This window comes from Ferdinandcohnia sp. SAFN-114, from assembly GCF_059415045.1.
In genome coordinates, this window is the sequence record NZ_JBPFDQ010000123.1 from 1 (window position 1) to 12,068 (window position 12,068).

Here is a 12,068-nt window from a genome sequence, read left to right on the forward strand (position 1 = left end):
CAAATTAATGAAAAAGTGTTAAATTTAATATGGATAGGTGTTTTATATATGTCTCATTTGGCTAGGTCAGTTCAATAAGTAGCCTTCCTTCTTATTCTTTAATTGGCTCTGGATTAAGAGCACCATGTTTAATGATACTAATTAAATAGCCAATTACACCACCGACTATTGCTGGTACAATCCAGCCTAATCCAACTGAATATAATGGAAGAACTGATGCTAAGAAGTCATTTAAAGCAGCAATTTTAACACCTGCTGCATTTAATCCATCATTAATGCTTAGGATCAATGTAACTAAAATACTAACTTGATATACTTCCTTACGTCCCTTGAATAGAGGGTGTAAGAATGTTAATGCCATCAAGCAAATCGCTAATGGATATAAAGCAACCAAAACTGGTATAGAAAAACTAATAATTGTACTTAAACCGAAGTTTGAAATCACAGCACTAAATAATGTAAAGACAACTGCCCACTTCTTATAAGAAAGAGCAGGAATTAATTTTGTGAAATAAGAAGCACAAGATGTAATAAGTCCAATACTTGTTGTTAAACATGCTGCGATAACAATTACTGCAAGAATAACTTTCCCATACCATCCAAAGAAATGTTGAGAAGCAGCTGCTAATATTGCTCCACCATTATCTAACATTCCAAGACCTTCTACACTTGTTGCACCTAAGAATGCAAGTGAAGAATAAATAACTGCTAGTAAAACACCTGCTACTAATGCAACTTTACCTGTTGAAAGCATGATTTGTTTTTTAGAAGTTGCTCCACGTTGCTTCATAATGTTAATAATGATAATTCCAAATACAAACGCTGCAAGTGCATCCATTGTGTTATACCCTTCTTGGAAACCTTTAAAGAAGCTATTTGACATATAGGTTTCTGTAGGCTCTTGAATCGCACCAATCGGATTCACGAATGCCGCTATAATAAGAATAGCAATTACGATTAATAGTATCGGTGTTAACATTTTCCCAACAATATCAACAATCTTACTAGACTTTAAAGAAAAGAATAGTGTTACCCCAAAGAACACAATTGTAAATAGGAATAACGGAAGATAGCTGCTTTGATTTTCTAGGAATGGAACAATCCCAATTTCATAAGCAACTGTATTCGTTCTTGGAATTGCAAAGAAAGGACCAATTGTTAAATATAATGCAACAGTAAAGAAAATACCATAAATAGGATTAACTCGTCCCGCTAACGACTCCAAATCACTTTTACCTGAGAATGCTAATGCTAGTATACAAAGAACAGGTAATCCTACTCCTGTAATGATGAAACCAAGATTGGCTGTAAAAACATTATCTCCAGCTAACTGACCTAATTGTACGGGGAAGATTAAATTCCCTGCTCCAAAGAATAATGCAAACAACATAAATCCGACTGCAATTACATTGCTAAATGAATCTCTCGCTGACATATCTATTCCTCCTAAAACACTCTAGACACCTAATTATCCGATAACTTCTAGAGCATAAAAAATTATACTAGTAAACTCACTTGCTTACAAATCTAATCTTGATAGGAACTAATATATCACACAAAAAATTCAAAAGCAACACTTTTCAGAAAATAAAATTATATCAAAATACTTTTAATAATAAATGTAAGTACTGGTATTTAGTTCCACTGTACTAGCATAATCTATCATTTGAACGATATTTTCTTCATAAAACGATTACTTGTAATAATGGCTACTTTATAACGATTCAGTACTTGTTTTATCGAATAAGAACCTTTTACTTAGAACAAATTAATAAAAACTTATTACCAGAAGGGTTGTTATCGATGTTAAAAAACGGCATCAGGCTTTTTATTGTTTTATGCTCGGTAGTAGCTGCAGTGCTACTTCCAAAGAAATCGTATATAAAATACTTACCTGTTTCCTTATTCTCATCTAGTATTATTATGTTTGAAATCTTCTATTTTACCGTACACAAGCTCTGGAAAGTAAAAGGTAGTGTTGGGGCAATGGTTTGTGACACCTGTATATTAATAATAGGCCCTTATTTTTTTGCGAATTACTGGGTGTTTAATCTTTCAAAAGGAAAGTTTCTGCCATATACCTTCATCAATCTTGTCGCTGATTGGATTTACGCATACCCAATTATTTCATTACTAAGACAGCTAAAATTTTTCAAATTAAAAATTAGTTCTGCTAAGTTCTTTACCTTAATTTTTTCTAATGCTTTAATGAACTATATCTTCCACAAATTTTATGAAAAATGCATTGCACCAAAGCATTCGAAAAATCACCTAGAATTTGGCGAAGCCGACTTTTACTAATAAATCCACACAAAAAAGGGACCATTTAATTCACTGAATTAAATGGTCCCTTTTTAATAATACACTTAAAAATAATACATTTTAACGTGTTACTTCACTACAGTATCGGCCCCACCTTCGCCAAATACCACGATGACCACACATGTCATCCACCTGACTTTATTATAGTTGATAGCGCTTTCATTTTCAATCAAAACCTTTCCCTAAGATTCGACAAAATCGTTGGAATCATCTACCTGCATCAACCCGTTTGTAGCTTCTTGTTTTTGATGGCTTGTCTATCCTTGTACCACTGAAAGGTCCATATTGAAAATCCAAGCCATGTAGCACTTGCAAAATATCCACCGATAATATCGGTTGGATAATGGACTCCTAAATATATTCGACTGATCCCAATCCCCACTATCATTATTCCACTAGATATGAGTAGTACCATTCTCCCCCACACGACTGGAATATGGCGCCATAACAGGAATGTGAAGATACCGTAAAATGTGAAGGCATTCATCGCATGACCACTCGGAAAGCTATAACCCGAGATTTCAATTAATCTGCGGAATTCTGGTCTTGCCCTTTCAAATAGTTCTTTTAGTAAGATGTTTAAGAGTGGCGAACCAACCATCACGCCTATAAACAAAACCAACTCATGACGATGCTTCAATACTTTATAGAGGAAATACAAAATAAGAAGGGATAAAACAACGACGACTGGTGCAGACCCGATTAATGAAAGGAACTTCATCAGCGCGGTAAGTCTGGCTGATTCCATCCCCTGAACTAAATCAATCACACGCCTATCAATAAGGAGCACATCATGGACATGAACAAAGTAGGCCAAAGTCCCAAACACAATAATTGATGAAAAACAAAAAATAACGGCAACTGATAGCGGTTTTCTTATGTTCATTAGCGTCACACTCTCTCTAGTTTGATCACTTGCTTTTAGGAATTTATTTACTTTAAAAAAAATTTGCAAAATGGGTATTCCTCACTATGACGTAGGGTGTGCTAAAATAGAAGAACCTATTATAGTAAAAGGTTGTGTGTGGATGAGACGAATGCTTGCGATAAGCGATATTCATGGTGATTTAGATAAATTTGAACGGCTTTTAGAACTAGTAAAATACAATGATCAGGCAGACCAACTTTTGTTGTTGGGAGACTATGTTGATCGAGGACCACACTCAAGGGCTGTTTTAGATAGAGTAATTGAGTTACGGGACAAAGGAGCTATTGCGTTGATAGGCAATCATGAAAAGATGATGATGGAGGCTTTCCGCGCTGATTCAATGAGTGTCAAACGATGGTTTTACAATGGCGGGATAAAAACTTTACAAAACTACGGTTATCACATTGAAAAGGATGATGCGAAGTATTGGTACACCACGGAGGAAATGCCTAATCTTCTTCAAATAAACAAAGAAATTCAGCAGCATTTAGAAATTTTAAAGGAATTTCCATATTATTATGAAACAGATACTCATATTTTTGTTCATGCAGGGGTTCATCCTGAAACACCACTAGAATCAACTGACCCCCATTTATTAGTCTGGATTCGCGAGGAATTTCACAATGGCTACATGGGACATAAGACTGTTGTTTTTGGTCATACACCTACCAAATATCTACATAAGAGTAATGAAGTTTATTTCGGAAAAAATAACATCATTGGTATTGATGGTGGCTGTGCATACGGAGGGAGACTTTACTGCCTTGATGCTACCAATTCGCAGATTTATTATGTCGAATGAATACACAGGGCAGTTCTACAGTTTAAGAAATTAGAACCGCCCCAAAACTAGCTTTATGCTTCTTTACTAATCAACGCTTAGCAACAATTTTTTAGAAAAGATTCTTTTAAAAGAGTAACCTGTCTTTCTAGTAAAAGTACACTGGTTACTCAGTTTTGATTTTTATTTATCTCTTAAAAATTATGACATGGAATAGATATACACCCTCATCCTTCCTTCTTAACGATTTCAACAAACTTTGTTGATGCTGGTGATAGTGGTACATTTTTAACGTAACAGATTCCAATGCTCCGTTTTGGGATCTGTTCTGTAAGCTTTACCTCATGTAGGATGCCACTTTTTAAATATTCTTGGGAAAATTCTCTCGTGACACAGGCAATACCAAGATTTATTTTAGCAAACTCCAATAATAAATCATGAGAGCCCAGTTCAAACTCTGGCGATATCCTCAGTCCCTTTGACAATAGATATTCCTCAACATAATTTCGTGAAATGGATTTCGGTTCTAAAAATATTAATGGATATTCTATAAGATCGGACACATTGACTGACTTATATAGAAGCTCTTTATAATTTTTCCCGCACACAAATATATCATGAATATCCATGCATGGAATTTGTGCTAGGGTAGCGTCATTTACCGGGAAGTTACAAATGGCGAGGTCAACCTCTCCTAACTTCAATAAAGAAATAAGTTCCTGGGTTGTCCCATTTTCAATCTTAAACTTTATATTGGGATATTCCGTATGAAAAATTTCTAAATAGGCGAGCAAAAAGTATTTCGATATCGTATCACCCACACCTATTCTTAGTTCCCCTTTTGTTAGATTCTTAAATTCCATAATCATTTCCTCACCAACATTGATGAGATTCATAGCCGAATGAACATATTCATATAAAAGATTTCCCTCATCGGTCAACGAAACCCCTTTAGGTGTACGGTTAAATAGTCTTGTATCCAATTCTCTTTCTAGTTGCATCATCGCTTGACTAACTGCAGGCTGTGTCATAAATATGTCCTTGGCCGCCTTGGAAAAGCTCCCATTCTTAGCAACTACACTAAAAACTTTATATAAATCTAATTTACCTATCATATTAATACTCCTTATACCCATTATTAGATATATTAATTTTACTTATATCCCATGGTAGATGTATAGTACTAGTAGATAATATTTACATAAAAGCTTATCAGCATGTAGGAGTGATTGTTTTGGAAAGAGTAGTTGGAACAGTTGTAAGAGGTTTACGTGGACCAATCATCAATACAGGTGACAGCATTGAGCAAATCGTTGTTGATACTGTATTAACCGCTTCTGAGGTGGAAGGTTTTACAATTCAAGATAAAGATATCATAACGATTACAGAATCTATTGTTGCTCGTGCTCAAGGTAACTATGCGACAATCGACCATATCGCAAAGGATGTACAATCTAAATTTGGAGACGACACAATCGGTGTTATTTTTCCAATCCTAAGTCGTAACCGTTTTGCGATTAATCTTCGTGGAATTGCAAAAGGCGCAAAGAAAATCGTCCTTATGTTAAGCTATCCATCAGATGAAGTAGGTAATCACCTAGTGGACCTTGATTTACTTGATGAAAAAGGCGTAAATCCTTGGACGGATGTGTTAACAGAGCAACAATTCCGCGAATTTTTCGGACATAATAAACACACTTTTACAGGTGTAGATTACATTGATTACTACAAATCGTTAGTTGAAGAATACGGAGTAGAATGTGAAGTAATCTTCTCAAATAACCCAAGAACGATTCTAGACTATACTAAGAGCGTGCTAACTTGTGACATTCACACAAGATTCCGTACAAAGAAAATTTTAAAGGCAAACGGCGGAGAAAAAATTTATAGCCTTGATAATATTCTTTCAGAATCAATCGACGGCAGCGGCTATAACGAAAACTATGGCTTACTTGGTTCTAACAAAGCAACTGAGGAAAGCGTGAAGCTCTTCCCTCGTAATTGCCAACCAGTTGTAGATCAAATCCAGGAAGTCCTCAAAGAGAAAACTGGTAAAATGGTAGAGGTTATGATTTACGGTGACGGCGCATTTAAAGACCCTGTCGGAAAGATTTGGGAACTTGCTGATCCGGTTGTTTCACCTGCCTACACAGCAGGCCTTGAAGGAACGCCGAATGAGGTTAAATTAAAATATCTTGCTGATAATAATTTTGCAGATTTAAAGGGCGAAGAACTTAAAAAGGCAATCTCTGAGTTTATTAAAAATAAAGAAAACGACCTTGTTGGACAAATGGAAGCACAAGGTACAACACCTAGAAGACTAACTGACCTGATTGGCTCTCTATCTGATTTAACTTCAGGAAGTGGGGACAAAGGTACCCCGTTCATCTATATCCAAGGGTACTTTGATAACTATACAAAATAAAGAATGCCAATTCCTCTGTGATCTCACAGGGGATTTTTTCTTAGAAACATGTTTCCTTTTTTACGATTTGTGGTATTCTCTTACTAATCAAAAATGAATTGGAAACAAAGGAAGGATGATATGTTTGTTTGATTTACTTGATATCAATTGGGAGGCTCTGCTCCTACATACAGGAATTATCATTTTAAAACTAATCGGAATCTTTATCGCCTTTATTATTGTAAAAAAGATTGGAAACAAAGTGATTGACCGAACCTTTACGAAATTACAGGATAAACAAAACATTACTTTAGGGCGAGCTCATACGCTTCAAAGGCTAATGGAAAATATTTTATCATATGCCTTGATTTTTATGCTAATTGCGTCCATTTTTGGCATATTTAATATTCCTGTTGCAAGTCTGATTGCCGGTGCCGGAATTGTTGGACTGGCTGTTGGTTTTGGAGCACAAGGACTCGTAAGTGATGTTGTAACAGGCTTTTTCTTGTTATTAGAAAAACAAATTGATGTTAATGATTATGTCACCATTGGAGCTATTGATGGTGTAGTAGAGGCAGTAGGTTTACGAACCACTCAACTTCGCGGCTTTGATGGAACCTTACATTATATTCCGAATCGCGACATTACAAGTGTAAGTAACCATTCCCGCGGAAATATGCGTGCCCTTGTAGATATCGGGATTGCCTATGGAGAAGACATTGATAAAGCCATAACCGTAATGCAAGAAGTATGTGAACATGTTGCTGCAGAGAATCCAGTAATTGTTGAAGGACCAAATGTCATTGGGGTTCAAGCACTTGGAGCATCAGATGTTGTTCTACGTGTTATAGCCAAAACAGAAAATGGGGAACATTGGGGTGTTGAGCGTCAACTTCGAAAAGCGATTAAAGAGGCCTTTGACAAAAATGGAATTGAAATACCATTCCCTCATCAAGTCACCATTCATAAGAATGATGAAAGTCCACAAAGAATGGGACAAGCATAAGACGAGCGCTGTCATAAGGTGCTTTGACATCCAAAGCGATTTGGCTTAGACCAGCGAGCCGATAGCACCTGGAGCTAAACGTGAAAACCAGGTAAACAGTTTATACTCTCCTATCTTATAAAAAAAGGGCATCCTATTGTGGATGCCCGTTCTCTATTCATCGATTAAAATCAACTGCTTCTGTTTGGTCTAATGAAATCATTGTTTCACTTGGCTTTGTTTCTGCGATGATTTTTCCATTTCTAAATGAATAGCGGACTTTTGCTTGTTTACGGATTGTTTCATATTCATTTTCTGCTGACATGACAACGAAGTTTGCCGGCTTTCCTTCTTCAATTCCGTAGCGTTCTTCGATGTGTAGTGTCTTAGCGCTGTTTGTCGTAATCAAATCAATGGAATTCACAATTTGCTCATAACCCATCAATTGTGAAGCGTGGATTCCCATATGAAGTACCTGTAGCATATTACCCGTTCCTAGTGGATACCACGGGTCAAAAATATCATCATGTCCAAAGCTTACGTTTAGTCCCGCTTCTAATAGTTCTTTAACACGCGTTAGTCCTCTGCGTTTTGGGTACGTATCAAAGCGACCTTGTAGGTGAATATTCACCAGTGGATTTGACACAAAATTAATATTTGAAAGCTTTAGTAAACGGAAAAGCTTGTACGTATACGCATCATTGTATGAACCCATCGCTGTAGTGTGGCTTGCTGTTGTACGAGTACCAAGTCCGCGCTCATAGGCTTCCTTTGCCACAACCTCAACAAATCTTGATTGCTCATCATCAATTTCGTCACAATGGATATCAACTAACCGATCATATTTTTCTGCTAAATCAAAGGCAATCTTCATTGACTCGACACCATATTCACGAGTAAATTCAAAATGAGGAATACCTCCAACGACATCAGCACCCATTTTGACTGCTTCTTCAAGCAATTCTACTCCATTCGGATAGGATAATATTCCTTCCTGAGGAAAGGCAACAAGCTGAATATCTACATAATCTTTCATTTCCTCTTTCACTTCAAGCATTGCCTTTAGTGCTGTTAAGTTAGGGTCCGTAACATCGACATGGGTACGAACGTGCCCTATCCCTTGAGCAATTTGCCATTTTAGTGCTGTTTTGGAACGTGTTTTTACATCCTCAAGGGTTAAGGATTCTTTACGCTGTGACCAGCGCTGGATCCCCTCAAATAAAGTACCGCTTTGATTCCACTCCGGTTCGCCTGCCGTCAAAGTCGTATCCAAATGAATATGTGGCTCAATGAAAGGTGGCAATACTAGGGAGCCATCTACATCGATTACTTCCTCATTTGCCTCTGTTTCAACTAGTTGTTCTTTCGTAATTTTTTCAAACTGACCTTCTTTAATAACAAGATGCCAGAGACCTTCTTTTCCTCGTAAAGTTGCATTTTTAATAATCAACTGAAATCACCTTTGCTTCTTTAAGTTTTTTTGCTTCTGCTACTTTCATGAATACGAAGTAAATTACCGCTGTTCCTAGTAGTGCATTTAGTGGTGTAATCCCAGGTGCTACTTGCGCAATAGCTACACCTACACCCCACGCCGCAATTGAAACCCAGTTTACTGATTTAAAAGTCATTTCTTCAAAAGCTTTATATTCTCTGCGCTTTACAAAGAAGTAGTCTGTAATGATGATGGCACCGATAGAAGGGATCGCAGCACCAAGAAGTGTTAGGAATCCTACAAAGTTGTTGTACATCCACATTGCTAGTATGGTTCCAACTAGTCCATTTACCACTACAAATACCTTTTTAGGAATCTTCGTGATGTTTGCAAATCCTAAGCCTGAAGCATACAGTGCATTGTCATTTGTTGTCCAAATATTTAACCCGAGTACAATAATAGCTGGAATCATTAATCCCTGTAGAAACATTACTTCTGAAATATCTGCTAAGCCATAAGACATCGATCCGATTGCTCCGAAAAGGAACATTAATGAGTTTCCTAAGAAAAAGGCGATCACTGTTGCAACTACTGCTGAACGTGATGTTTTTGCAAAACGCGCAAAGTCTGGTGTTAACGTTCCTGCACTGATGAATGATCCGACGCAAATCGTAAGGGCTGCTGAAAGTGTGATGGATACGTTTGGTTTGTAATCCATCAGAGCTTCTATTCCACCTAAGGACTCAGTTGCCTCAACTGCTGAGTAGCTACCAAGAATTCCAATTGCTGGCACCGCTACGAATCCTAAAACAACCAGTGCTTTCATTCCAAAAATTGAAGTTGCTGTCATTGCAAGTCCAAAGATGAATATTAAGGCGTACACATTCCAGTCCATTGCATTTGCAACTGGAACTGCAAACATCGCTACACCTACTCCGAACCAACCAACTTGTGTAAATCCTAGTAAAAAGGATGGAAGATAGGATCCTTTATCACCAAATGCATACTTTGCCAAAAGATGTGTTGATAGTCCTGTCTTCGATGCGATATAAGCTAAGGTTCCTGTAAAAATTCCTAAAGCTAGATTCCCTGCTAACACGATTATGATAAACTCTGAAAATGTTAAGCCCATCCCAATTTCTCCACCAGCTAGCATACTTGCTGAGAAAAACGTAAGGCCTAGCATTACGGATAATGTCTTCCAAAAACCGTTTCGACTAGATTGTGGAACTGCTTGCCATGAGAACTCTGAATCCACTTTTTTCATAAATGATTCCTCCTGTATGATCATTTCTGATACCAGAAGCAAGCAGAAAAAAAAGAGGCTAATTACCAGGTATCCTGACAATTAGCCCCTTCATCTATTAAAAGGCACAGGGAAAGTTTATACACGTATCCCCACGTCTTTTAATAAAATCCGCCGTCCTTGTCAGCCTCTCTGGACTGAATTAAAGGTACCAGTTATTAAATTAATGTTATTATTGCACAAAAATCTCCAAATCGTCAACAACTATATTTAAAATGTTTGACTAGAATACTATTTCCCCGAAAATAAAAAAGCCCAGCACCAGTAAGGTGATGGGCAATATGATTATTGAGCTGTATAGCCGCCGTCAACAATTAAGCTGTTTCCTGTCATGAATGTAGAATCATCACTAGCAAGGAATAATACAGCTTTAGCCATTTCTTTAGCTTGTCCTAGGCGCTTCATTGGAGTCATAGAACGTAATACTTCTTTGCTTTCTTCAGGAATAATTGGAGTGTCAATGAAACCTGGGCAAAGAGCATTTACACGAATATTTTGCTCTGCATATTCAAGTGCTAATGAACGAGTTAAGTTCACTACGCCACCTTTTGCTGCATTATAGGCTGCTGAACCTGGTGATCCCACCCAACCATACATTGATGCAGTGTTTACGATTACTCCACCATCAGCTTTTAAGAATTCACGGATCGCTTCACGTGCCACTAAGAAAACACCATCTAAGTCAACATTAACCGTATTTCTCCACTCAGAATAGTCTAATTCATGTGATGGTTGAACTCGACCAATACCAGCATTATTGAAAACAATATCGACTTTACCGAATGCTTCAATTGTTTGTTTATAGATATTTGCTACTTCTTCTTCACTCGTAATGTTTGCTTTTACAAATAAAGCCTCTGCATTTAGCGCTTTCAATTCTTCCTCAAAAGCTTTTCCCTTTTCTTCATTTAAATCAACAAGAACAACCTTTGCTCCTTCTTCAACAAATAAACGAGCTGTTGCTGCTCCAATTCCTGAAGCTCCCCCAGTTATAATAGCAACTTTATCTTGTAGTTTTCCCATTATATAATCCCCCTTATTGTATAATATGGATAGCATTAACCTATAGTAGAGTAATATTTACTCCAATAGGCTTTGTCACCATTTGGTCACAATTCTATTTTACTACCTTGACTAGACTTAACAATCATCAAAGAAATTCAAAGTGTCTAAATAATAGACATTTCCAATAAAATTGTCTATTTTACGGAGGTTTTTTTATGAATGATGAATTGGATCTCACATCTAAACGACGAAATCGAACCCAAGAACACTTAAAGCATGCCCTTATTGACCTTATTAAAGAAAAGGGCTACCATTCCGTTTCTGTAAAAGACATTGTAGATAAGGCTACCTATAATCGCAGTACCTTTTATATTCACTACCATGACAAAATTGATTTAGCTGAAGACTTGCTAGATTCCATGATGGTAGGATTATGGAATTCGGTTGGAAAACACCATCCTCCAGGACAAAAAGTGTATACATCTAAGATAGGCAAGCCTTCTTTTAATATCGTGTCTTATATTTATGAGCATCGACACTTTTTTGAACTCATTAAATATGACGACACATTACCAGGGTTACATACAAGTTTCCCTCAAACCATCTTAAAAATTTATCAAGAAAAATTTATATTTGAAACAATCAACAATATTCCAGTCAATATGGACTATTTTAAACGCTATACAGCGTATGGCTTTTACGGGCTTATCCAAAATTGGATTACAAGCGGATTTAAAGAGTCCCAAGAGGAATTTATTGAGGAAGTCATTGAATTAACAAAAACGCATATCTATTCGTTTAAGTATATAAGTCATTAAAAAGGACAGGTTCTGAACTGACCTAGCCAAATGAGACATATATAAAACACCTATCCATATTAAATTTAACACTTTTTCATTAATTTG

Annotated in this window: 11 protein-coding genes; 5 read left to right on the plus strand and 6 right to left on the minus strand. The window is 36.7% G+C overall.

Annotation, left to right across the window (positions count from 1 at the left end; genetic code table 11):
* Positions 1-91: 91 nt before the first annotated feature.
* Positions 92-1,435 (minus strand): branched-chain amino acid transport system II carrier protein, encoded by a 1,344-nt coding sequence (brnQ, locus tag ACR65M_RS24745; protein ID WP_341333368.1) that lies wholly within the window; start codon positions 1,433-1,435, stop codon positions 92-94.
* 368 nt (positions 1,436-1,803) lie between these two features.
* Between brnQ and ACR65M_RS24750 the strand changes: the two genes are divergently transcribed.
* Complete coding sequence (locus ACR65M_RS24750) at positions 1,804-2,301, plus strand: hypothetical protein (RefSeq protein WP_440274690.1); 498 nt, start codon at positions 1,804-1,806, stop codon at positions 2,299-2,301.
* A 241-nt stretch (positions 2,302-2,542) separates the two neighbouring features.
* On the opposite strand, the gene ACR65M_RS24755 is transcribed toward ACR65M_RS24750, so the two are convergent.
* Positions 2,543-3,208 carry a phosphatase PAP2 family protein gene (locus ACR65M_RS24755; RefSeq protein ID WP_440274691.1) on the minus strand — a complete coding sequence of 222 codons (666 nt, stop codon included), beginning with the start codon at positions 3,206-3,208 and terminating at the stop codon, positions 2,543-2,545.
* A 142-nt stretch (positions 3,209-3,350) separates the two neighbouring features.
* Here ACR65M_RS24755 and ACR65M_RS24760 point away from each other — a divergent pair, with 142 nt between their 5' ends.
* Positions 3,351-4,052, plus strand: coding sequence for a metallophosphoesterase family protein (locus ACR65M_RS24760; RefSeq protein ID WP_440274692.1), 702 nt, complete (start codon positions 3,351-3,353; stop codon positions 4,050-4,052).
* 206 nt (positions 4,053-4,258) lie between these two features.
* Here the strand turns inward: ACR65M_RS24760 and ACR65M_RS24765 are convergent, their stop codons facing one another.
* Entirely contained in the window at positions 4,259-5,146 is an 888-nt protein-coding gene (locus ACR65M_RS24765) for a LysR family transcriptional regulator (protein WP_341333371.1), read from the minus strand.
* 119 nt (positions 5,147-5,265) lie between these two features.
* Here ACR65M_RS24765 and ACR65M_RS24770 point away from each other — a divergent pair, with 119 nt between their 5' ends.
* Positions 5,266-6,456, plus strand: coding sequence for a coenzyme F420-0:L-glutamate ligase (locus ACR65M_RS24770; RefSeq protein WP_341333372.1), 1,191 nt, complete (start codon positions 5,266-5,268; stop codon positions 6,454-6,456).
* Positions 6,457-6,580: 124 nt separating this feature from the next.
* On the plus strand, positions 6,581-7,441 hold the full coding sequence (locus tag ACR65M_RS24775) for a mechanosensitive ion channel family protein (RefSeq protein ID WP_440274693.1): 861 nt from the start codon (positions 6,581-6,583) through the stop codon (positions 7,439-7,441).
* A gap of 157 nt (positions 7,442-7,598) precedes the next feature.
* Here the strand turns inward: ACR65M_RS24775 and ACR65M_RS24780 are convergent, their stop codons facing one another.
* From ACR65M_RS24780 to ACR65M_RS24790, 3 genes are all read right to left on the minus strand, one after another.
* Complete coding sequence (locus tag ACR65M_RS24780) at positions 7,599-8,870, minus strand: cytosine deaminase (RefSeq protein ID WP_440274694.1); 1,272 nt, start codon at positions 8,868-8,870, stop codon at positions 7,599-7,601.
* The gene (gene codB, locus ACR65M_RS24785) at positions 8,860-10,119 is read right to left on the minus strand and encodes a cytosine permease (protein ID WP_440274695.1); all 1,260 of its coding nucleotides are present in this window, start codon (positions 10,117-10,119) and stop codon (positions 8,860-8,862) included. Before codB ends, ACR65M_RS24780 begins: the two co-directional genes overlap by 11 nt.
* 324 nt (positions 10,120-10,443) lie before the next feature.
* Entirely contained in the window at positions 10,444-11,181 is a 738-nt protein-coding gene (locus ACR65M_RS24790) for an SDR family NAD(P)-dependent oxidoreductase (RefSeq protein ID WP_440274696.1), read from the minus strand.
* Between the two features lie 197 nt (positions 11,182-11,378).
* Here ACR65M_RS24790 and ACR65M_RS24795 point away from each other — a divergent pair, with 197 nt between their 5' ends.
* A complete protein-coding gene (locus ACR65M_RS24795; RefSeq protein WP_341333377.1) occupies positions 11,379-11,981 on the plus strand; it encodes a TetR/AcrR family transcriptional regulator in 603 nt (200 codons plus the stop codon).
* The last annotated feature ends 87 nt before the right edge of the window (positions 11,982-12,068 follow it).